This window comes from Pseudomonas sp. PDM27 (assembly GCF_019219205.1).
Taxonomy (GTDB): Bacteria; Pseudomonadota; Gammaproteobacteria; order Pseudomonadales; family Pseudomonadaceae; genus Aquipseudomonas; species Aquipseudomonas laurylsulfatiphila.
This window is the reverse complement of sequence record NZ_JAHUWF010000013.1, coordinates 120923-143443: the sequence shown is the minus strand read 5'-3', so window position 1 is coordinate 143443 and position 22521 is coordinate 120923. Positions and strand designations below refer to the sequence as shown.

21 protein-coding genes are annotated in these 22521 nt (G+C 59.6%); 4 read left to right on the top strand and 17 right to left on the bottom strand.

All coding sequences use genetic code 11. The annotated features are described in order from the left end of the window. Positions 1-100: 100 nt before the first annotated feature. The 3 genes from KW838_RS24065 to KW838_RS24055 form a co-directional block, all read right to left on the bottom strand. Positions 101-2131, bottom strand: coding sequence for a pyridoxamine 5'-phosphate oxidase family protein (locus KW838_RS24065; protein WP_218503775.1), 2031 nt, complete (start codon positions 2129-2131; stop codon positions 101-103). A 63-nt stretch (positions 2132-2194) separates the two neighbouring features. Continuing rightward, the gene (locus tag KW838_RS24060; RefSeq protein WP_218503774.1) at positions 2195-2821 is read right to left on the bottom strand and encodes a glutathione S-transferase family protein; all 627 of its coding nucleotides are present in this window, start codon (positions 2819-2821) and stop codon (positions 2195-2197) included. 126 nt (positions 2822-2947) lie between these two features. After that, positions 2948-3850 (bottom strand): LysR family transcriptional regulator, encoded by a 903-nt coding sequence (locus KW838_RS24055; RefSeq protein WP_218503773.1) that lies wholly within the window; start codon positions 3848-3850, stop codon positions 2948-2950. Between the two features lie 575 nt (positions 3851-4425). Between KW838_RS24055 and KW838_RS24050 the strand changes: the two genes are divergently transcribed. Genes KW838_RS24050 through KW838_RS24035 form a run of 4 tightly spaced genes read left to right on the top strand, consistent with a single transcriptional unit; the run spans position 4426 to position 9235 of the window. Beyond that, complete coding sequence (locus KW838_RS24050; protein ID WP_218503772.1) at positions 4426-5583, top strand: AI-2E family transporter; 1158 nt, start codon at positions 4426-4428, stop codon at positions 5581-5583. Between the two features lie 14 nt (positions 5584-5597). Beyond that, positions 5598-7109 (top strand): efflux transporter outer membrane subunit, encoded by a 1512-nt coding sequence (locus KW838_RS24045; RefSeq protein WP_218503771.1) that lies wholly within the window; start codon positions 5598-5600, stop codon positions 7107-7109. Then, positions 7102-8220 carry an HlyD family secretion protein gene (locus KW838_RS24040; RefSeq protein WP_102700973.1) on the top strand — a complete coding sequence of 373 codons (1119 nt, stop codon included), beginning with the start codon at positions 7102-7104 and terminating at the stop codon, positions 8218-8220. Before KW838_RS24045 ends, KW838_RS24040 begins: the two co-directional genes overlap by 8 nt. Beyond that, on the top strand, positions 8210-9235 hold the full coding sequence (locus tag KW838_RS24035; protein WP_218503770.1) for a DUF2955 domain-containing protein: 1026 nt from the start codon (positions 8210-8212) through the stop codon (positions 9233-9235). The genes KW838_RS24040 and KW838_RS24035 overlap by 11 nt, the downstream gene beginning before the upstream one ends. A gap of 45 nt (positions 9236-9280) precedes the next feature. On the opposite strand, the gene glmS is transcribed toward KW838_RS24035, so the two are convergent. From glmS to KW838_RS23965, 14 genes are all read right to left on the bottom strand, one after another. After that, positions 9281-11113: a glutamine--fructose-6-phosphate transaminase (isomerizing) gene (gene glmS, locus KW838_RS24030; protein ID WP_218503769.1), complete on the bottom strand. Its 1833-nt coding sequence runs from the start codon at positions 11111-11113 to the stop codon at positions 9281-9283. 1 nt (position 11114) lies between these two features. Then, entirely contained in the window at positions 11115-11891 is a 777-nt protein-coding gene (locus KW838_RS24025; protein ID WP_007969913.1) for a DeoR family transcriptional regulator, read from the bottom strand. Between the two features lie 202 nt (positions 11892-12093). Then, positions 12094-13461: a bifunctional UDP-N-acetylglucosamine diphosphorylase/glucosamine-1-phosphate N-acetyltransferase GlmU gene (gene glmU / locus KW838_RS24020; RefSeq protein WP_218503768.1), complete on the bottom strand. Its 1368-nt coding sequence runs from the start codon at positions 13459-13461 to the stop codon at positions 12094-12096. A gap of 113 nt (positions 13462-13574) precedes the next feature. Continuing rightward, positions 13575-14000: a F0F1 ATP synthase subunit epsilon gene (locus tag KW838_RS24015; RefSeq protein WP_007969909.1), complete on the bottom strand. Its 426-nt coding sequence runs from the start codon at positions 13998-14000 to the stop codon at positions 13575-13577. Positions 14001-14045: 45 nt separating this feature from the next. Continuing rightward, the gene (gene atpD, locus KW838_RS24010) at positions 14046-15425 is read right to left on the bottom strand and encodes a F0F1 ATP synthase subunit beta (protein ID WP_008045671.1); all 1380 of its coding nucleotides are present in this window, start codon (positions 15423-15425) and stop codon (positions 14046-14048) included. Positions 15426-15452: 27 nt separating this feature from the next. Further along, entirely contained in the window at positions 15453-16313 is an 861-nt protein-coding gene (gene atpG / locus KW838_RS24005) for a F0F1 ATP synthase subunit gamma (protein WP_008045673.1), read from the bottom strand. A gap of 50 nt (positions 16314-16363) precedes the next feature. After that, a complete protein-coding gene (atpA, locus tag KW838_RS24000) occupies positions 16364-17908 on the bottom strand; it encodes a F0F1 ATP synthase subunit alpha (protein ID WP_008045678.1) in 1545 nt (514 codons plus the stop codon). A gap of 21 nt (positions 17909-17929) precedes the next feature. Next, entirely contained in the window at positions 17930-18466 is a 537-nt protein-coding gene (locus KW838_RS23995) for a F0F1 ATP synthase subunit delta (protein WP_008045680.1), read from the bottom strand. A 12-nt stretch (positions 18467-18478) separates the two neighbouring features. Beyond that, positions 18479-18949 carry a F0F1 ATP synthase subunit B gene (locus KW838_RS23990; protein ID WP_102700983.1) on the bottom strand — a complete coding sequence of 157 codons (471 nt, stop codon included), beginning with the start codon at positions 18947-18949 and terminating at the stop codon, positions 18479-18481. A gap of 58 nt (positions 18950-19007) precedes the next feature. Further along, the gene (atpE, locus tag KW838_RS23985; RefSeq protein ID WP_003097235.1) at positions 19008-19265 is read right to left on the bottom strand and encodes a F0F1 ATP synthase subunit C; all 258 of its coding nucleotides are present in this window, start codon (positions 19263-19265) and stop codon (positions 19008-19010) included. Between the two features lie 134 nt (positions 19266-19399). After that, on the bottom strand, positions 19400-20269 hold the full coding sequence (gene atpB / locus KW838_RS23980; protein ID WP_015097443.1) for a F0F1 ATP synthase subunit A: 870 nt from the start codon (positions 20267-20269) through the stop codon (positions 19400-19402). Between the two features lie 16 nt (positions 20270-20285). Further along, positions 20286-20693 (bottom strand): F0F1 ATP synthase subunit I, encoded by a 408-nt coding sequence (locus tag KW838_RS23975; RefSeq protein WP_007969901.1) that lies wholly within the window; start codon positions 20691-20693, stop codon positions 20286-20288. A gap of 148 nt (positions 20694-20841) precedes the next feature. Beyond that, positions 20842-21714 (bottom strand): ParB/RepB/Spo0J family partition protein, encoded by an 873-nt coding sequence (locus KW838_RS23970; RefSeq protein WP_102700984.1) that lies wholly within the window; start codon positions 21712-21714, stop codon positions 20842-20844. A gap of 9 nt (positions 21715-21723) precedes the next feature. Continuing rightward, positions 21724-22521, bottom strand: coding sequence for a ParA family protein (locus tag KW838_RS23965; protein WP_008002319.1), 798 nt, complete (start codon positions 22519-22521; stop codon positions 21724-21726).

Here is a 22521-nt window from a genome sequence, read left to right as displayed (position 1 = left end):
GGGCCTGACCGAATGGTCTTAGCCTCTGCGGCCCTTTTTCGTTCTGCCCCTACCCTACCCAGCCAGCGACCGGCGGGCAATGTTCAGCGGTAATCTTCCTTCAGATATCGAGCACCAACGGTTGCGCCCCCTGCGCCGGAATCGCACAGCAAATCAGCACCTGCCCGTCATCCGGCACCTCCGCCGGCGGCAGTGGGTAATGCACCTGACCGCTGACCAGGCGCGTCTTGCAGGTGCCGCAGGAGCCGCCGCGACAGCTGAATTCCGGGCGCAGGCCACGGCTTTCCGCCAACTCCAGCAAACTGCCGCCCTCCGGCTGCCACCGCGCTTCCTTGGCCGAGCGCTGGAACACCACGGGCACCGACGTGGTGGCAGCAGGTGGTTGCTCGATGACCACCGCATCGGGGTCCGGACGCCGGCGCAAGGTGGACGGGCCGAAGGTTTCGGCGTGAATCCGCGAGTCGCGAATGTCCAGCTCGCGCAAGCCGTCGTACAGCGCCTGGGTAAAACTTCCGGGGCCACAGACAACAAAGTCCGGCTGATCGTAGTCTTCGACTGTCAGCAGCTCCTTGAGCAGCGCGACGTCGATCCGCCCACTGAGGTCGAAGTCCGCGCCTTGCACCGCCTCGGCTTCCGGTTGGCTGAGCACTCGCACCACCCGCACCGCGTCACCGGCGTCTTCGAGCAAGCGATCCAGTTCACGGCGGAACGGCTGGTCGGCCAGCGTACGCGAACCCTGGATAAACCACGTCGGGCGGATACGCCGGGTGCGCAACCCCTGGTAAACCACCTCGCGCAGCATCGACAACAGCGGCGTGATGCCCACCCCGGCCGCCAGCAACACCAGTGGCCGACGCTCATGGGGCGCCACGGTGAAATGCCCTTGCGGCGCCCGCGCCTCCAACAGGTCGCCGACCCGAATCCGCTCATGCAAATGGGTAGAGACCCGCCCGTCGCGCTTCACGCTGATGCGGAAAAAGTCATCGGACGGGGCGCTCGATAAACTGTACGTGCGGATGTGCACTTCACCGTCAATGTTGAAGCGCAGGGGCAAATGCTGCCCGGCCTGGAAAAGCGGTAATCCGACTCCGTCGGCGGGCTCCAGGTAAATCGAGCGAATGCTGTGGCTTTGCGCTTCAATGCGCGTCACCCGCAACGGCCGCCATTGATCCCCCAGGGCTTTGGCCTGCAAACGCGCCGCGGCCTGCTCCCAGGTACCGGTGAGCAAACTGGTGGGTGATACGCCGTCGAAGCGCCAGCGTAACGCCAGGGCGGCGGGGCGACGTACGACGTGTTCGACATCGATTGTCCACAGACGCTCGGCGCCCTGGAACGCCTCGACCTGCGGGCCCTCGAGGATGATTTCGGTGCGCCCGCTGAGCTGCAGCAAGTCACCGGTATTGAAATCGATGAACAACACCCCGGCCCGGGGATTGAGCAGCAGGTTACCCAAGGTGTTGAAATGCAGGTTGCCGGCGAAGTCCGGAATGGTCAGGCGATTGCCTTCCACGTGTACGAAACCAGTCTGACCACCACGGTGCGATACATCCACCGAGCGCTCGCCATCAACCTCCACATAGCTGGCAACGAAGAACGTGTCCGCCTCGGCGATCATGGCCTTGGCCGCGTCATCCAGTGCGTTGAAGTGTTGCGCGACTCGCGTCGCAGGGTCGGCCAGCGGCACCGAACGAAACTGGCGCAACTGAATGTACTGTGGGCAATTGCCGAAGGACTGATCCACCGTCACCGCGAAACCGCCAGTCGTCATGGCACGGACATGTCCATTGATGCGGTTGCGCCGGCGGGTATGCAACTCGATACCCAACAGGCCGATGGCCGCGCCGTCACTCAACTGCGCGGGATCATCAAAGGCAGGCAGGCTGCTGAACTGCAACAAGCCAGGTGCTGGCGAGTGTGCGAATCCGGGCTGGCCTTCAAGGATGCTGGCCCAGGGATGACCGTCGGCATCCACCGCTCCGTACAGCATGAACGGCAATTGCTGATAGAAGGTGCGGTGCTGGTCCGGCATCTCGCTGCGAATCACCTTACGACCGAAAATCTCCATTCGTTCGGCAACGCCTACATGCGCCTGCAATTGCTTCTCGCCGGCATGCCAGGGTGAACGGTCCATACGGCTTCTCCCTTGCGCCAATGGCGCAGATCGGGGCGGCCCGGCAACACCGGGCCGCGAGCATCAGGCAGTTTTTTGCAGGCCGGCGACGGTGCGCGGCATGCCGACAAAACCTGGCAAGGCTTCGACACGGGCCAACCACGCGCGAATATTGGGGTACTCGTCCAGCGACACATTGCCCTCCGGCGCATGGGCGATGTAGCTGTAGGCGGCGACGTCGGCAATCGTCGGTTCAGTGCCGACCAGATACGCTGTATCGGCCAGTTCGTGATCGATCACCTGGAGCACGGTATGGGCGTAGGCAATCACTTCTTCAGCGTTGTAAGGTGCACCAAATACAGTGATCAATCGGGCCCGGGCCGGACCGAAGGCAATCGGGCCGGCGGCCACCGACAACCAGCGCTGGACGTTGGCCGCCCCCACCGGATCAGCCGGCAGCCAACGGCCGTTGCCGTACTTTTGCGCCAGATACACCAGAATCGCGTTGGAGTCGGCCAATACCACACCCTCGTCATCAATCACCGGCACCTGACCGAATGCATTGAGCGCCAGGAACGCCGGTTGCTTGTGCTCGCCCTTGGCGAGGTCAACGAAGATCAATTCGGTCGGCAATTTCAGCAGGGACAGCATCAACTCGACACGATGCGCATGGCCGGAACGTGGGAAGTTGTAGAGTTTGATCGCTTGCATGGTCGACACCTCGGGTCAGTGGTGCTGTTCAGGAAGGCCAGCGCCGGTGGGTCGTATCTTCCACTCACAAGCAAAACAACAGAATCACCAGCAAACGCAATCCATTATTTCACTGAGTGAAATAACTCAACGCTCGAGCGCCGGATGCTCGCGCAGGGTCTTGACCGCGAAATCCACAAAACTGCGCACCCGGGCCGGGGCTTTGCGCCCGCCCTGATAGAGCACGTGGATGGGCAATGGCGGCAGTTCGAAGTCAGCCAGAACAATCTCCAGCTCACCGGCGGCCACCTTGCTCGCCACTTGATAAGACAGCACCCGCGTGAATCCCAACCCCAGACTGGCTGCCGTGATGGCTGCCTGATTCGCTGTCACCACCAGTCGCGGCTCAGCCCGCACACTCAGGGTTTCGCCGTCTTCAATGAAAGGCCAACTCCTGAGTTGGCCAATGGCCGATGTCGCAATGATCGGCGCCTGAGCCAGTTCCTGTGGATGCCTGGGCCGACCATGGCTGGCCAGAAACTGTGGTGAGGCGCAGATCACCCGCCGCACCTCTCCCACGCGGATTGCATGCTGATTGCTGTCGGGTAGCTCGCCGATGCGGATGGCCACATCGACGCCCTCCTCGACCACGCTTACCACCCGGTCCACCAGTAGTGCGTTGATGCAGACCTCGGGAAACTGCGTCAGGTAGCTCACCATCAGTGGCGTGACAAACAGCTCACCAAACAAGACCGGTGCGGTGATGGTCAGTTGCCCACGTGGATGGATATGGCTGCCCGCCGCCGAGTCCTCGGCTTCCTGCACCTCGGCGAGAATTCTCCGACAGTCCTCCAGATATCGCTGACCGGCCTCACTCAAATACACGCTGCGCGTCGTACGCGTGAGCAATTGCGTGCCAATACGCTGCTCCAGCGCCGCCACCGCTCGGGTGACGCTGGCCGCCGACAGACCCAAACGCCGCGCCGCCGCCGAAAAACCCTGTTCCTGGGCGACGGCAGCGAAGACCTGCATTTCCTGGAAGCGGTCCATGGGCATGTCCTCATTTCAAATAGATAAATCGCAACCGAAGACCGGGATGTTAAGCGCGAACGCCCAACAACATAGTTGGGCACCCGACCATCAACTAAATCAACGGGCTACTGCACTCTAGCGCCTCCACCGTAAAAACGAAGCGTGGCACACACCTCAAAGAGCGGACCCGGGATTATTGATAATTAATGAGGGTTATTTTCTTGCGACGGATGCGACTGTCCGCAATGATCCGGCCCCGCCCGCTGAAGCGGCTAATGCCAGACCGGGAACAAGCGCCTTCGGCCCCACTCCCCACTCGCTTCCGGCATGGGTTCGTCAGCGGACACTATCCACAGCGGCAGAATTCCAGCCTGCGTCATCAGGCGGAATATTCGACTGCTCCTATACTACAAGCCACCCTGTTACCTATTGAGTTTTAGTAGGTACCTCGTTGAATTTTCCCTACCTGAAAGAAGGCGTTAGTTGTAAACGCCTGGACGACGGACCATCGATCCTGCGTTCAAGATTCACGGGTAGGGAAGAGTGAACTTCAACTGGCTGGCTAACCTGGTGACACCGCAAGGAGTTCGAAAATGTTGCGCACTAACATTTCCGCTAGAGCACTGTCCGGTGGTTTGCTCGATGTACTGATACGCGCCGGGCTGATTACGGTGCTGGTACTGTTCTGCTTCCAGATCTTCCACCCCTTCCTCAACCTCATGCTCTGGGCACTGATTCTGGCAATCACCCTGTATCCCCTGCATGCGCTGATCAAGCGCAAGGTGGTCAACAAGGACGGTCGTGCCGCCACCCTGATCGTGGTGGTCGCCCTGGCCTTGCTGATGGTGCCGATCTACCTGCTGGGCACCTCGATCAGTGAATCGGTCCAGGGCACCCTGGCGATCCTCAAGTCCGATTCGCTGCAGATTCCGCTACCCAGCGAAAAAATCGCGTCCCTGCCGCTTATTGGCCAGCCGCTCTACGACTACTGGATGCAGGCCGCCACCAACATGAGCAGCGTGCTCATGAAGCTGATGCCCTATATCAAGTCCATCGGCCTGACCTTGCTGGGCAAAATGGCCGACGTCGGTGTGGGTTTTCTGTTGTTCATCGGCGCCCTGATTATTGCCGGCGTGTTCATGGCCTATGGTGAAAACGGCGAAAGAAGCGCGTTGGCCATCACCTCGCGCCTTTCCGGCCCGGAGCGTGGCCCACGTATCACCGAGCTCTGCACCGCAACCATCCGCGCGGTGGCCCAGGGCGTGGTCGGCATCGCGTTCATTCAGATGTTGCTGGTTGGTGTGGGTTTCGTGCTCATGGGTGTCCCCGGTGCCGGGCTGCTGGCGATGGTTGCGCTGCTGATGGGGATCATGCAATTGCCGGTGCTGCTGGTGACCCTTCCGGTGATCGCTTATGTCTTCGCCACCGAAGGGACGAGCCTGGCCACTGTTGTGTTTGGCATCTATAGCCTTATCGCCGGGATGGCCGACAACGTCCTCAAACCCTTGATGCTTGGCCGCGGCGTCGATGTCCCCATGCCGGTGATTCTGATTGGCGCCCTGGGCGGCATGGTCAGTGGCGGTTTCATTGGTTTGTTCATCGGCCCGGTTGCGCTGGCGGTGGGCTACCAACTGTTCTGGCAATGGGTCCAGGACCAACCGTCTGCCGAGCTACTGAGCGAAACACCAGAGATCGAGGCGTTGAACGAGACACCGCACATCGAGGCCATGAACGATCAGCGTCCCCTCTGAGGAGTTTGCGCTTGATGCCATGTCCTGCTCGCATCAGCCGGCTGCTGCTCTGCGGGACTGCCTTTCTGGGTGGCTGCGTGCAACTGGGCCCGGATTTCCAGTCGCCAGCCCAGCCCTGGGTCGATCACTGGAACAGCCCGGCCCTGGAGCTCGCCGGCCAACAACACGCGCAACCTGACAGCCGCCAATGGTGGCGCGTGTTTAACGACCCGGTGCTGGACCACTTGATGGCCGAAGCCGATGCCCACAACCCCGACCTGCACGTCGCTGGCCTGCGGGTCATGGAGTCGAGAGCGCAATTGGGCATCGCCCTGAGTGGACGCTACCCGCAATTGCAGCAGGCCAGCGCCGACAGCCTGTACCTGAACCGTCGACAATCGGGCGGCGCCAACCCACAGGACACGCATTTCTGGCAGCACAGTGTCGGCTTCGATATCGGCTGGGAGCTGGATTTCTGGGGGCGTTTCAGCCGAGCCATCGAGTCAGCCGACGCGTCCTGGTTTGCCGCTCAAGCCAACTATGAAAATGCCCTGGTGCTGTTGCACGCGCAGCTTGCGCAAAACTACTACGCCTTGCGCACCGCCGAGGCACGCCTGGCCATCGCCCGCAGTAACGCCGCCTTGCAAAAACGCAGCTACGAGATCACCGAGCGCCTGTTCAAAAGCGGGGCCGAGGCTGAACTCGACCTGCAACAGGCCAAGACCCAGTACCTGGGCACCCTGAGTACCATTCCGGATTTCGAGAGCCAGGTGGCGAGCTTGCGAAATGCATTGTCCACCCTGATCGGCCAGCCACCCGGCTCCATCCCTGACCTGGATCGCTACACCGGGGTGGTGCCATTGCTCGATACGGCTGTGCTGCAGGATGTACCGGCGAATCTGCTGGTGCGGCGTCCCGATGTTCGTGCTGCCGAACTGCAAGTGGCGGCGCAGTCGGCGTTGATCGGTGTGGCCGAGACTGACTTGTACCCCTCCATCAGCCTGCTGGGCAGCATCGTCTGGTCTGCCAGCTCGCTCAACGGTGCATCCAATACCCTCGACATGGTGGCCGGCCCCAGCCTGCGCTGGGACATCTTCGACCATGGCCGGATCACCAACAACGTCCGCGTGCAGGATGCGCGCTTGCAGCAGTTGATCGTTATCTACCAGGACAGCGTACGCCAGGCTGCACGCGAGGCAGACGATGCCGCGACCGGTTTGATCAAGGCGCTGGAGCGCGACCGGATCCTCAGCGATGCATCGGTGGCCGCCGAACGTTCGGTGACCCTGGCCAATGCCCAGTACCGCGAAGGCTATTCGGATTTCCAGCGCGTGCTGGATGCCCAGCGCGCCCTGTTTGCCCAGCAGGATATCTACCTGGTCAACCGTGGCACCGCCGTCAACAGCCTGATCGCCCTGTACAAGGCGCTGGGCGGTGGCTGGTACAGCGACCAGCCGATGATCGACCCGGCCACCCGCCAACAGATGCAACAACGGACCGATTGGGGCGACCTGCTCGACGAACCGAAGGAAAATGCCCATGAATGACAGCCCACAACCGGCCGCCGAGAACACCCCGGCACCCGCCGCCGACCCGGCCAGAAAAGCCATCAACTGGGTAGTACTGCTGATCATCCTGAGCCTGGTCTGGTACCTGATGGCCGACCGTTACACGCCCTACACGCAACAGGCACGGGTACAGGCCTTCATTGTGCCGGTGGCGGCCGAGGTATCCGGCCGGGTGACCAAGGTGCACGTACGCAACAACCAGGACGTCAAGGCTGGCGAATTGCTGTTTGAAGTCAATCCGGAGCAGTACCAGATTGCCGTCGATCGCGCCCGCGCCGACCTTGAGTCGACCCGTCGCCAGGTGGGCGCCAACACCGCTGGCGTCGATTCCAAGCTAGCGTCCCTGCGCGCGTCCCAGGCCAATGAGCTCAAGGCTCGCCAGGATAGCCAGCGGCTTGAGCGGCTGTATCGCGAAGACCCGGGCACCATCTCGCTGCGTCGCCTCGAGATCTCCCGCGCCACCCTGGAAGAGTCCATCAGCCAGGTCGCCGCGGCCAAGGCCGAAGTGCAACGGGCGCGGGAACAACAGGGCGGTAACGAAGACGAAAACGCCCAGTTGCTCAGCGCCGCCAGTAACCTCGAAAAAGCCGAGCTGGACTTGAGCAATACCAAAGTCCACGCGCGCTCGGCCGGCCTGATCACCGATCTGCGCACCGATGTCGGCCAGTTTGCCGCCGCCGGTGCGCCGGTGATGACCCTGATCGCCATCCACGACGTGTGGATCAGCGCCGACATGACCGAAAACAACCTCGGCAGTGTCCAGCCCGGGACGCCGGTGTCCATCGTCCTCGACGCCCTGCCAGGGAAAATCTACAAAGGCCATGTGCGCAGCGTCGGCTATGGCGTCGATATCGGCCAGACCACCCAGCCGGGCAGCCTGCCGAAAGTGGAGAACAGCCGCGACTGGCTCCGCCCGGCCCAGCGCTTTCCGGTCATCATCGAGTTCGAACCTGGTGAGTTGACCGGTCCACAAGGCATCCGCTCCGGCGGACAGGCCGAAGTCATGGCCTTTCCGAGCGAAGGCAACCCGTTGAATGTTCTTGGGCGCGTGTTTCTGCGCCTGATGAGCTGGATGTCCTATGCGTATTGAGCGCCCGGCCCGGGTCCAGCGCGCGCTGCGCCTGGGCTTCGGTACGGCGCTGTGCCTGGCGGCGAGCTTCGGCCTGGCCCTGCCCATCCCGTTCCTCGCGCCGATGCTGGCGCTGATGATGCTGGCAGCGATGAACCGGCCGTTGCCGTTCAAGGCCAGCCTGGGCCTGATCCTGATCCTGATGTTGACCACCGGGACCGGCCTGCTGCTGATCCCCCTGCTGCGTTACTACCCGTTCAGCGGTGTGCTGCTGGTCGGACTGTGCCTGTTCCTGGCTTTCGGTTACGGCCTGCGCGGTGGCAACCCGCTGGTGGCGACGTTCCTGGTGGTGGGCCTGACCTTGATCAGTGCCGCCGGAACCGCTGAATTCGCCCTGGCGCTCGAGGTGATCGTGGCCCTGGTCAAGGGACTGTTCCTGGCCGTCACGACACTGACCATCAGCCATTGGCTGTTTCCCGACCCCGCCAGCGCCCCACCGGCCAAGCCCGGCCCGAACCTTACGCCCACCGAAAGCAGCTGGCTGGCGCTACGGGCCACGTTGGTGGTGCTGCCGACGTTCCTGCTGGCCATGATCGACCCGGCCAGCTATCTGCCGATCATCATGAAAGCCGTCAGTCTCGGCCAACAGAGCTGCGCAACCAGCGCCCGCAACGCCGGCCAGGAATTGCTCGGCTCGACCCTGCTCGGCGGCCTGATGGCGATCCTCTTCTGGTGCGCGCTGAGCCTGTTCGTGAATCTGTGGATGTTCTTTCTGTGGATGCTGTTGTTCGGTTTGCTGGTGGCCAGAAAACTCTACGGCCTGGCCAAAACCCGACAACCACCGAGTTTCTGGCTCAACAGCATGGCAACCCTGATCATTCTGCTCGGCCAATCGGTACAGGACAGCGCAGCGGGCAAGGACGTCTACACCGCCTTCGCCATCCGCATGGGGCTGTTCATTCTGGTGACTTTGTATGCCTGTTTGATGGTGTATTTGCTGGACACGCGGCGGCAACGGCGAATTACGCTCTCCTAGAAACAGAAAAACCCCCTGAAGAGGGGGTTTTTCGCTGTGGATAACTTATTCCACAGTCACCGACTTCGCCAGGTTGCGCGGCTGGTCAACGTCGGTGCCTTTGAGTACGGCAACGTAGTACGACAGCAGCTGCAGCGGGATGGTGTAGAGGATCGGCGACAGGATGTCGTGGATGTGCGGCATGTGCACCACGTGGGTGCCTTCACCGTTGGTCATGCCGGCCTTCTCGTCAGCGAAGACGATCAACTGGCCACCGCGGGCGCGGACTTCCTGGAGGTTGGACTTCAACTTCTCCAGCAGCTCGTTGTTCGGCGCCACGGTCACTACGGGCATGTCGTTATCCACAAGCGCCAACGGGCCGTGTTTCAGCTCGCCGGCCGGGTAGGCTTCGGCGTGGATGTAGGAGATTTCCTTGAGCTTGAGTGCGCCTTCCATCGCTACCGGGAACTGCGCGCCGCGACCGAGGAACAGCGTGTGGTTTTTCTCGGCGAACAGCTCGGAGATTTTTTCCACAGTGCTGTCCATGGCCAGCGCCTCGCCCAGGCGGGTTGGCAAACGACGCAGTTCTTCGACCAGGGTCGCTTCTACGTCTTTGGCCAAGGTGCCACGAACCTGACCCAGGGAAAGCGTCAGCAACAACAGGCCGACCAATTGCGTGGTGAAGGCTTTGGTCGAGGCCACACCGATTTCGCGGCCGGCCTGGGTCAACAGGGTCAGGTCGGACTCACGCACCAGCGAGCTGATGCCGACGTTGCAGATCGCCAGGCTGGCGAGGAAGCCCAGTTCCTTGGCATTGCGCAGAGCGGCCAGGGTGTCGGCGGTTTCGCCGGACTGGGAAATGGTCACGAACAAGGTGTCCGGCTGCACCACCACCTTGCGGTAGCGGAATTCGCTGGCGACTTCGACCTGGCAAGGAATGCCGGCCAGCTCTTCGAGCCAGTAACGCGCAACCATGCCGGCGTGGTAACTGGTGCCACACGCGACGATCTGTACGTTACGCACTTTGGCGAACAGCTCGGCCGCCTGTGGGCCGAATGCCTGTACCAGTACCTGGTTCTGGCTCAGGCGACCTTCCAGGGTGCGCTGCACCACGGACGGTTGCTCGTGGATTTCCTTGAGCATGAAGTGGCGGAACTCGCCCTTTTCAGCGGCTTCGGCACCGTCGCGATACTGCACGGCTTCGCGCTCGACAGCCTGGCCGTCTACGTCCCAGATCTGCACGCTGTCGCGGCGGATTTCGGCGATATCGCCTTCTTCCAGGTACATGAAGCGGTCAGTGACCTGACGCAGGGCCAACTGGTCGGACGCCAGGAAGTTTTCCCCCAGGCCCAGGCCGATCACCAGCGGGCTGCCGCTGCGGGCTGCGACCAGGCGATCAGGTTGCTTGGCGCTGATCACTGCCAGGCCGTAAGCACCGTGCAGCTCTTTGACAGTTGCCTTGAGGGCCACGGTCAGGTCGCTCAGATCCTTGAGTTTGTGGTTCAGCAGGTGGGCGATGACTTCGGTGTCGGTGTCCGAGGTGAACACATAACCCAGGGCCTTGAGTTGTTCGCGCAGGGCTTCGTGGTTTTCGATGATGCCGTTGTGCACCACCGCCAGGTCACCGGAGAAATGCGGGTGGGCATTACGCTCGCACGGTGCGCCGTGGGTAGCCCAGCGGGTGTGGGCGATGCCCAGGCGACCCACCAGCGGCTCGGTGGTCAATGCCTGCTCCAGCTCACTGACCTTGCCCGGACGACGCAGGCGCTCGAGTTTTTCTTCATTGGTGTAGACCGCCACGCCAGCGCTGTCATACCCACGGTATTCGAGGCGTTTCAGGCCTTCGACGAGGATGGCGGTGATATTACGTTCTGCGACTGCGCCGACAATTCCACACATGCTATTTCTCCTGACTGACAGCCGCGCATATCAAATTGATGCCGCGGGCCTGAATCTGATCGCGAGCCTCAAGCGGCAGGCGTTCATCGGTAATAAGGGTATGGACGCTGCTCCAGGGCAGCTCCAGGTTGGGAATCTTGCGGCCGATCTTGTCGGCCTCCACCATCACGACGACTTCACGGGCGACTTCGGCCATGACCCGGCTCAGTCCGAGCAGTTCGTTGAAGGTGGTTGTACCGCGAACCAGATCGATGCCATCGGCGCCGATAAACAGCTGGTCGAAATCGTAGGAGCGTAGTACCTGCTCGGCAACCTGCCCCTGGAAAGACTCGGAGTGCGGGTCCCAGGTGCCACCGGTCATCAGCAGCACCGGTTCGTGCTCGAGTTCGCTCAAGGCATTGGCAACATGCAGCGAGTTGGTCATCACCACCAGGCCGGGTTGCTGGCCGAGTTCCGGGATCATGGAGGCGGTGGTACTGCCACTGTCGATAATGATGCGCGCATGCTCGCGAATCCGCGCGACGGCGGCGCGAGCGATGGCTTGTTTGTACTTGGAAACCGGTTGACCAAGGTCGGCCACCAGTTCCTGAGGCATGGTGATCGCCCCGCCGTAACGACGTAGCAACAGACCATTGCTTTCAAGTGCCGCCAAATCCTTGCGAATCGTAACTTCCGACGTTTCGAAGCGCTTGGCCAACTCATCCACACTGACTTCGCCCTGCTCGGTGAGCAAGGCGAGAATGTTGTGACGGCGTTGAGGTGTGTTGCGCTTCGACATGACTTGGTAAGTTTCGATTCGAAAGATAACGGAAGCAATAAAAACCTATCGGCGAAACTTCGTCAAGCGCGGAGTGATGAAAAGATCTGTGGATAAATGAAAAAAGATCGCAGCCTGCGGCAGCTCCTACAGGGAAAACATAAACCCCATGTAGGAGCTGCCGAAGGCTGCGATCTTTTGATTTCCACGATCTGTGGATAACTCAGCCCTTCTTGACCTTTTCCGGTCGCTTCCAGCCATCGATGTTCTTCTGGCGAGCACGTCCGATGGCCAACTGGGATTTATCCACAGTCGACGTAATGGTCGAACCAGCCGCTGTGGTCGCGCCATCGAGGATATCCACAGGCGCCACCAACGAGTTGTTGGAGCCAATGAACACATCTTCACCCAACACGGTTTTCCACTTGTTCACACCATCGTAGTTGCAGGTGATGGTGCCGGCACCAATATTGGTGCGCGCGCCGATCTCGGCATCGCCCAGATAAGTCAGGTGACCGGCCTTGGCGCCTTCGCCCAGGTGCGCGTTTTTCAACTCGACGAAGTTACCCACATGCGCGCGGGCTTCCAGCACAGTACCTGGACGCAGACGAGCGAACGGACCGGCATCGCTGCCTTCACCCAGGATGGCACCTTCGATATGGCTGTTGGCCTTGATGACCACGCCTTTGCGCAGGGTGCTGTCCTTGATCACGCAGTTCGGGCCGATCACCACGTTGTCTTCAATGACGACCTTGCCTTCGAGGATCACGTTGATGTCGATCAGCACGTCGCGGCCAACCGTGACTTCACCGCGAATGTCAAAACGAGCCGGATCGCGCAGCGTCACGCCTTGAGCCATCAAACGACGACCGGCGCGCAATTGATAATGCCGTTCCAGTTCGGACAGCTGCTTGCGATCGTTGGCGCCCTGCACTTCCATGGCGTCGTGGGGTTGCTCGGTGGCCACCACCAGACCATCGCTCACGGCCATGGCAATGATGTCGGTCAGGTAGTACTCGCCCTGGGCGTTGTTATTGGAGAGGCGGCTCATCCAGTCGCCGAGACGGGCAAAAGGCAGCGCCAGAATGCCGGTATTGCCTTCGGTGATTTTGCGCTCGGCTTCATTGGCATCTTTCTGCTCGACAATGGCCGTGACCTTGCCCTGCACATCACGAACAATGCGGCCGTAACCGGTCGGGTCATCCAGCTCGACAGTCAGCAAGCCCAATTGCTCTGGCCCCACCTGCTTGAGCAGACGTTGCAGGGTATCGACTTCGATCAACGGCACATCGCCATAAAGCACCAGCACGGTGTCGGACTGAATGAACGGCACGGCTTGAGCAACGGCGTGACCGGTACCCAGCTGTTTATCCTGCAGGACGAAGTTCAGATCATCCGCCGCCAGGCGTTCGCGCACGGCATCGGCGCCATGGCCGATCACCACGTGAATGCGCTGTGGATCAAGTTGCCGGGCGCTGTGGATAACATGGCCGAGCATGGAGTTGCCGGCAATCGGGTGCAAAACTTTCGGCAAAGCGGAACGCATGCGCGTGCCTTGGCCAGCAGCGAGAATAACGATTTCAAGAGACATGACTGGCTACCAATCCTGGGTGGTCAGCGGCTGCGACCAGGTTGTAAAAATCGGAAAAGAAAAAAGGGTAGCCGAGGCTACCCTTTTTAATCAATCGCACAACAAGCGCAACCTTAGTGGCCGAACTTCTTGCGGATCTGCTGGACGGTGCGCAGCTGAGCTGCAGCCTCGGCCAGACGTGCGGCAGCAGAACCGTAATCGAATTCAGCGCCACGTTCATGCAAGGCCTTCTCGGCAGCCTTCACGGCTTCCTGAGCGGAGGCTTCATCCAGATCGGCAGCACGTTGCACGGTGTCGGCAAGTACCTTGACCATGTTCGGCTGAACCTCGAGGAAACCACCGGAGATGTAATACACCTCCTCTTCCCCGCCCTGCTTGACCAGGCGGATCGGACCTGGCTTCAGATTAGTGATCAGCGGCGCGTGACCCAGGGCGATACCAAGATCACCCAGTGCACCGTGCGCAATCACCATCTCGACCAGACCGGAAAAGATTTCCCCTTCCGCGCTGACGATATCGCAATGGACTGTCATAGCCATCTGATTGCCTCAACCTAAATTAGCGCCCGTTGCCGGGCGCCGGGATTACAGTTTCTTGGCTTTCTCGATCGCTTCTTCGATGCCGCCAACCATGTAGAACGCTTGTTCTGGCAGGTGGTCGTAGTCACCGTTGAGGATGCCTTTGAAGCCAGCAATGGTGTCTTTCAGGGAAACGTATTTACCCGATGCACCGGTGAAGACTTCAGCCACGAAGAACGGCTGCGACAAGAAGCGCTGGATCTTACGAGCACGGTTTACCAACTGCTTGTCGGCTTCCGACAGCTCGTCCATACCCAGGATCGCAATGATGTCCTTCAGTTCTTTGTAACGCTGCAGCACGTACTGAACGCCGCGAGCGGTGTCGTAGTGGTCCTGGCCGATTACGTTCGGGTCCAGCTGGCGCGAAGTCGAGTCGAGTGGATCGACCGCTGGGTAGATACCCAGGGAAGCGATGTCACGGGACAGAACGACGGTAGCGTCCAAGTGGGCGAAGGTGGTCGCTGGCGACGGGTCGGTCAAGTCATCCGCAGGTACGTATACCGCTTGGATCGAAGTGATCGAACCTTCCTTGGTCGAAGTGATACGTTCTTGCAGAACGCCCATCTCTTCAGCCAGGGTCGGCTGGTAACCTACTGCCGAAGGCATACGGCCCAGCAGTGCGGATACTTCAGTACCGGCCAGGGTGTAACGATAGATGTTGTCGACGAACAGCAGAACGTCGTTACCTTCGTCACGGAACTTCTCGGCCATGGTCAGGCCGGTCAGAGCTACGCGCAGACGGTTTCCCGGCGGCTCGTTCATCTGACCGTAAACCAGTGCCACTTTGTCCAGAACGTTGGAGTCCTTCATCTCGTGGTAGAAGTCGTTACCCTCACGAGTACGCTCACCCACACCGGCGAACACGGAATAACCGCTGTGCTCGATGGCGATGTTACGGATCAGTTCCATCATGTTTACGGTCTTGCCTACACCGGCACCACCGAACAGACCGACTTTACCGCCTTTGGCGAACGGGCAAACCAGGTCGATAACCTTGATGCCGGTTTCCAGCAGGTCGTTGCCGCCTGCCTGTTCAGCGAACGAAGGCGCTGGACGGTGAATGCCCCAACGCTCTTCGGTGGCGATAGGACCAGCTTCGTCGATCGGGTTGCCCAGAACGTCCATGATCCGGCCCAGAGTCGCTTTACCGACCGGTACGGAGATGGCTGCGCCAGAGTCGACAACGTCCAGACCGCGCTTCAAGCCTTCGGTGGAACCCATCGCAATGGTACGAACCACGCCGTCGCCCAGCTGCTGCTGAACTTCCAGGGTGGTCCCGGCCGCGCTTTGTACAGTCAGCGCGTTGTAGATGCTCGGTACGCTGTCGCGTGGAAATTCCACGTCGATAACGGCGCCGATGATTTGAACGATACGTCCGCTACTCATAGCTGGATCCTCTGAATATTTGAACCGTTAAACCGCGGCAGCGCCGCCGACGATTTCCGAGATCTCTTGGGTGATCGCAGCCTGACGCGCCTTGTTGTAGACCAGCTGCAAATCGCTGATCAAATCACCGGCGTTGTCGGTAGCGTTCTTCATCGCGATCATCCGCGCAGCTTGTTCAGCCGCGTTGTTCTCGACCACCGCCTGGTAGACCTGCGACTCCACGTAACGGACCATCAAGCCGTCCAGCAGCTCCTTGGCATCCGGTTCGTAGAGATAGTCCCAGTGGTGCTTGAGGTCTTGATCCGGGGTTGCCACCAGTGGAATCAACTGCTCCACGGTAGGCTGTTGCGTCATGGTGTTGATGAACTTGTTGGACACCACGGACAGGCGGTCAATACGGCCGTCCAGGTAGGCATCCAGCATCACCTTGACGCTGCCGATCAGATCATTGATCGACGGCTCTTCACCCAGGTGGCTGATAGCTGCAACGACGTTACCGCCGAAGTTGCGGAAAAAGGCCGCACCCTTGCTACCAACTACACACAGATCGATCTCGACGCCGTTTTCGCGGTTTACCGCCATGTCCTTGACCAGGGCCTTGAACAGGTTGGTGTTCAAGCCGCCGCACAGACCACGGTCACTGCTCACTACGACATAACCGACACGCTTGATTTCGCGGTCGATCATGAACGGGTGGCGGTATTCCGGGTTGGCGTTGGCCAGATGCCCAATTACCTGGCGGATACGCTCCGCATAAGGACGGCTAGCAGCCATGCGCATTTGTGCCTTGCGCATTTTGCTGACCGCCACTTTTTCCATGGCGCTGGTAATCTTTTGCGTGCTTTTGATGCTCGCAATCTTACTGCGAATCTCTTTTGCGCCTGCCATGTAACACCTATCAGGTTAGCAAGCGGGAGCCTTGCGGCTCCCGCTGCGGCTTACCAGGTTTGGGTGGCCTTGAACTTCTCGATACCGGCTTTCATGCCAGCGTCGATTTCGTCATTGAAGTCACCTTTCACGTTGATCTTCGCCATCAAATCGGCGTGATCGCGGTTGAAGAAAGCAATCAGCGCTTGCTCGAAGCTGCCGATCTTGGCGATTTCAACGTCAGTCAGGAACCCACGCTCAGCGGCATACAGCGACAGCGCCATGTCAGCGATCGACATCGGTGCGTATTGCTTCTGCTTCATCAGCTCGGTAACGCGCTGACCATGCTCAAGTTGCTTACGGGTCGCTTCGTCCAGGTCAGAAGCGAACTGGGCGAATGCCGCCAGTTCACGGTACTGAGCCAGAGCGGTACGGATACCACCGGACAGCTTCTTGATGATCTTGGTCTGAGCGGCACCACCCACACGGGATACCGAAACACCGGCGTTCACTGCAGGGCGGATGCCCGAGTTGAACATGGCCGATTCCAGGAAGATCTGACCGTCGGTGATGGAAATCACGTTGGTCGGAACGAACGCGGAAACGTCGCCAGCCTGGGTTTCGATGATCGGCAGTGCGGTCAGGGAACCGGTTTTGCCGGTCACTGCGCCGTTGGTGAACTTCTCTACGTATTCTTCCGAAACGCGGGATGCGCGCTCCAGCAGACGGGAGTGGAGATAGAACACGTCGCCTGGGTAAGCTTCACGGCCTGGTGGACGGCGCAGCAGCAGGGAAATCTGGCGATAAGCCACTGCTTGCTTGGACAGATCGTCATAAACGATCAGCGCGTCTTCACCGCGGTCGCGGAAGAATTCACCCATGGTGCAACCGGAGTACGGTGCCAGGAATTGCAGCGCAGGAGATTCCGAAGCACTGGCAGCCACGATGATCGTGTTGGCCAGGGCGCCGTTTTCTTCCAGCTTGCGAACCACGTTGGCGATGGTCGATTGCTTCTGACCGATCGCTACGTAGACGCAGTAGATGCCGCTGTTCTTCTGGTTGATGATCGCGTCGATCGCCAGAGCGGTTTTACCGATCTGACGGTCACCGATGATCAGCTCACGCTGGCCACGGCCGACAGGAATCATGGCATCGACAGCCTTGTAGCCAGTCTGTACAGGCTGGTCTACCGACTTACGCCAGATCACGCCTGGAGCAACTTTCTCGACCGCGTCGGTCTCGGTGTTGCCCAGTGGACCTTTGCCGTCAACAGGGTTACCCAGTGCGTCGACTACGCGACCCAGCAGTTCCTTACCAACCGGAACTTCCAGGATACGGCCGGTGCACTTGGCGCTCATGCCTTCAGCCAGAGACTGGTATGCGCCCAATACAACGGCACCTACGGAGTCTTGCTCCAGGTTGAGTGCCATACCGAAGACGCCGCCCGGAAACTCGATCATCTCGCCGTACATTACGTCGGCCAGACCGTGAATCCGCACGATACCGTCAGATACGCTGACGACAGTGCCTTCGTTACGGGCTTGGGAGGTCACATCGAGCTTGTCGATGCGGCCCTTGATAATTTCACTTATTTCGGAAGGATTGAGTTGCTGCATTGCTCTGCTGCCCCTTCAAACTCAAGATTTCAATGCTTCGGCAAGTTTCGCGATTTTGCCGCGAATCGAGCCATCGATAACCAGGTCGCCGGCGCGGATGACGACACCACCAATAAGGGCAGCGTCCTCCGCAACTTGCAGGCGCACTTCCCGGTTGAGTCGTGCACTGAGAACCTTGGCGAGTTTGTCTTGCTGTTCTTGGTTCAATGCGAAAGCACTGGTCACTTCAACGTCTACCGACTTCTCTTGTTCGGCCTTGTACAGGTCGAACAGAGCGGCGATCTCCGGCAACAGCGGGAGACGGTCGTTTTCGGCAACGACGTGGATGAAGTTCTGTGCCTTGGCATCAAACTTGTCGCCGCACACGTCAATGAACGTGGCGGCCTTTTCTGCGCTCGTCAGTCGCGGGGCCTTGAGCACGCGCTGCATGGTGTCGTCTTCCGACACCGCTGCAGCCAGGCCGAGCATGGCTGACCAATTGGCCAGTTGCTGGTGGGCCTGAGCGTGCTCGAAGGCCGCCTTAGCGTAAGGTCGGGCCAACGTGGTCAGTTCTGCCATGATCGCCCTCGCTTAGATTTCAGCAGCCAGTTGGTTAACCAGCTCTGCGTGCGCGTTTTGATCGATTGTGGCACCCAGGATCTTCTCGGCGCCGCCGACTGCCAGCAAGCCCACTTGGGCACGCAGCGCGTCTTTGACACTGTTCAGTTCCTGTTCGATCTCGGCCTGAGCCTGAACCTTCACACGGTCAGCGTCGATACGGGCTTTTTCAACAGCCTCTTCAACAATCTGGTTACCGCGTTTCTTGGCTTGCTCGATGATTTCAGCTGCCTGAGCTTTCGCTTCGCGCAGTTGGTGACCCGCTTTTTCTTGGGCCAACTCCAGGTCGCGAGCTGCACGGCTGGCAGCGTCCAGACCATCAGCGATCTTCTTTTGACGTTCGTGCAGAGCCGCAATGACCGGAGGCCATACGAACTTCATGCAGAACAGTACAAAAATTAGGAACGCAACGGACTGGCCAATCAGGGTCGCATTAATGTTCACGCCAACACCTCGCAGTTACGTTGTCCATCACACCAAATTACCCGGAAGATCCGAGTAATTAGCCAGCGATCTGACCAACGAACGGGTTCGCAAAGGTGAAGAACAGAGCGATACCAACACCGATCATGGTTACGGCGTCGAGCAGACCGGCAACGATGAACATTTTAACTTGCAGCATTGGAACCATTTCTGGCTGACGCGCTGCGCCTTCCAGGAACTTGCCGCCCAGCAGGCCGAAACCAATTGCGGTACCCAGTGCGCCCAGGCCGATCAACAGTGCAACAGCGATAGCGGTTAGACCAACTACAGTTTCCATCTTTCCTCCCGACTTTTACGTCGTATGGTTTAGGTTTTTTTAATTTAAAGCGGTAAAACAAATCGTTTCAGAGGCCCCGTGAAGAGCCCCTTCCCGTTTGACCGGGAAGGACATCAGACTAGTCGAGACTGGTCTTAATGGTTTTCTTCGTGCGCCATCGACAGGTAGACGATGGTCAACATCATGAAGATGAACGCCTGCAGGGTGATGATCAGGATGTGGAACACAGCCCACGCCCACTGCAGAACGACGCCCAGGCCGCTGAGCCAGAGCAGACCGCTGCCGAACATCACAGCAATCAGAATGAAGACCAGTTCGCCGGCATACATGTTGCCGAACAGACGCAGAGCCAGGGAGATCGGCTTGGCGATCAGGGTCACGAATTCCAGCAGGAAGTTCACCGGGATCAGCAGGGCTTGAACGAAGATGTTCTTGCTGCCGAACGGGTGCAGGGTCAGCTCGCCGATGAAGCCGCCGAGGCCCTTGACCTTGATGCTGTAGAAAATGATCAGTGCGAAAACCGAGAACGCCATGCCCAGGGTCGCGTTCGGGTCAGTGGTCGACACGGCACGGAACGGGATGTGAGCGTCGCCGGAGATCAGGATGGCCAGTTGAGGAATCCAGTCGACCGGTACCAAGTCGACGGCGTTCATCAGGAACACCCAGACGAAGATGGTCAGTGCCAGCGGTGCAATCACCGGGCTACGGCCATGGAAGCTGTCTTTCACGCTGCCATCGACGAATTCGACCAATACTTCAACGAAGTTCTGCAAAGCACCTGGCTGACCGGAAGTCGCCTTCTTTGCCGCCATGCGGAAAAGAAGAACGAAGATCAGACCCAATGCGACCGACCAGCCGAGGGTATCGACGTGGAAAGCCCAGAAGCCCATTTCCTTGGCTTCTGCTGCGGTGTGGGCAAAGCCCCAGCCGCCGGTTGGGTGCTGACCGAAGGTCAGGTTCTGCAAGTGGTGCTGGATATAGCCCGAAGCGGTTGTTTCTGCCATGGTTGCCTCAAACGCCCTAAGGTCTCGAAAGTCTTGTTCTCATCAGCAGGGGAGCGAACCAGCTGACTGACTGAGTCAGCACGAAGACACCGAATACTGCAATCGGCGCCAATGGCTTCACACCTGCAAACACCAGTGCAAACAGCACTGCCGTCAAAATCAGTTTGCCTGCCTCGCCGGCATAAAAAGACCGGACGATGGACTGGGCTGCTCGGGCGCCGGAAAACCGAAATGCCCTGTGAGCGAAATAAACATTGGGCAGCAAGGCTATCAGGCCTCCGCAAAGTCCCGAGTACCCGGCAACGACTCCCCGCCATTGCCAGAGCGCCAAAGCAGCGATGAGCAAAACGACAAATTGAGCCATTAACACCGGAAAAACTGCCAGGCGATGGAAGGGCAAGCGGTTTGGCGTGCGGGTTTCCATCACTTTTGCTCTCCAATGGTCGGCTGCCAGAATTCAATAACTTGGCATAATTTGTGCCGACAAAATGCGCGCAGAGTATAGGGGCGGTTCTGCCCCTATTCAACTGTCAGGTAGTGATTTCCGACTGCGCGCTACATGAGGAAATGTTTCAGCGAATATGTGCAAGCACACCTTGGAGTTCATCCAGGGAGTTGTAGCCGATCACCAATTGCCCTTTACCCTTCTTGCCGTGGCGGATCTGCACCGCAGAGCCTAGGCGCTCGGCCAGGCGCTGTTCGAGGCGGGCGATATCCGGGTCCGGTTTTGCAGGTTCCACAGGCTCCGGTTTGCCACTCAACCACTGGCGAACCAGTGCCTCAGTCTGGCGCACGGTCAGCCCGCGTGCGACAACATGTCGCGCCCCTTCAACCTGTTGATTTTCAGGCAAACCGAGCAAAGCACGGGCATGACCCATTTCCAGGTCGCCGTGGGACAGCATGGTCTTGATGACTTCCGGCAAGGAAATCAGGCGCAACAAGTTGGCCACGGTCACCCGGGACTTGCCCACGGCTTCGGCCACCTGTTGCTGGGTCAGCTGGAACTCCTGCTGCAAACGCTGCAGGGCCACCGCCTCTTCAATCGGGTTCAGGTCTTCGCGCTGGATGTTCTCGATCAGGGCGATGGCGATCGCGGTTTCATCGGGTACATCGCGAACCATCGCCGGGATGGTTTCCTGCCCGGCCTGCTGGCTGGCGCGCCAGCGACGTTCGCCCGCAATGATTTCAAAACGACCGCTGCCGATCGGGCGAACCACGATGGGCTGCATGACGCCCTGGGCCCTGATCGACTGTGCCAATTCTTCCAGCGCCTGCGGGTCCATATCACGACGCGGCTGGTATTTGCCGCGCTGGAGCAGATCCAGGGGAAGGTGCTGCAGCTCACGCTGGTCGGCTTGCGCCGCTTGTTCTTCCAGCGAGCTGACAGTCGGACCACTCAACAGAGCATCCAGTCCACGTCCGAGACCTCGTTTCTTGACGGCCATGGGGATTCCTTAAGTTGCCTGAGCGGCGGCGATGCGTGAGTTTTTGCGTTGACGACGAACCATTTCGCCCGCCAATGCCAGATAGGCAACGGCGCCTCGCGACGATTTGTCGTACGCCAGCGCCGGCATGCCGTAGCTTGGCGCTTCGGCCAGACGGATGTTGCGTGGAATGACGGTGTCGTAGAGCTGTTCGCCGAAGTGTTCCTTGAGCTGCGCGGAGACATCGTTCATCAGGCTCAGGCGCGGGTCGTACATCGTCCGCAGCAGGCCTTCGACCTTGAGGTTCGGATTGAGCAGTTCAGCGATGCGCTTGATGTTATCCACAAGGTCGCTCAAGCCTTCGAGTGCGAAGTACTCGCACTGCATGGGGATAATGACCCCATCGGCGGCAACCAGTGCGTTCAAGGTCAGCATCGACAGCGACGGCGGGCAGTCGATCAGGATGTAATCGTAGTTTTCCCGGATCGGCGCCAGCGCACTGCGCAGACGGCTTTCCTTCATCTGCATTTCCAGCAGCACCACTTCGGCCGCGGTCAGGTCGCGGTTGGCCGGCAACAGCTGGTAACCACCGTGTTCGGAGAAGTGCATGGCCTGGGCCAGGTCGCACTCACCGATCAACAGGTCGTAGACCGAGTTTTCCAGGCCATGTTTATCCACACCGCTACCCATGGTGGCGTTGCCCTGTGGATCGAGATCGATCAACAGCACCCGGCGCTTGGTCGCGACCAGGGATGCTGCGAGGTTGATGCAGGTGGTGGTTTTGCCCACGCCACCTTTTTGGTTCGCTATCGCGAATACCTTAGCCAT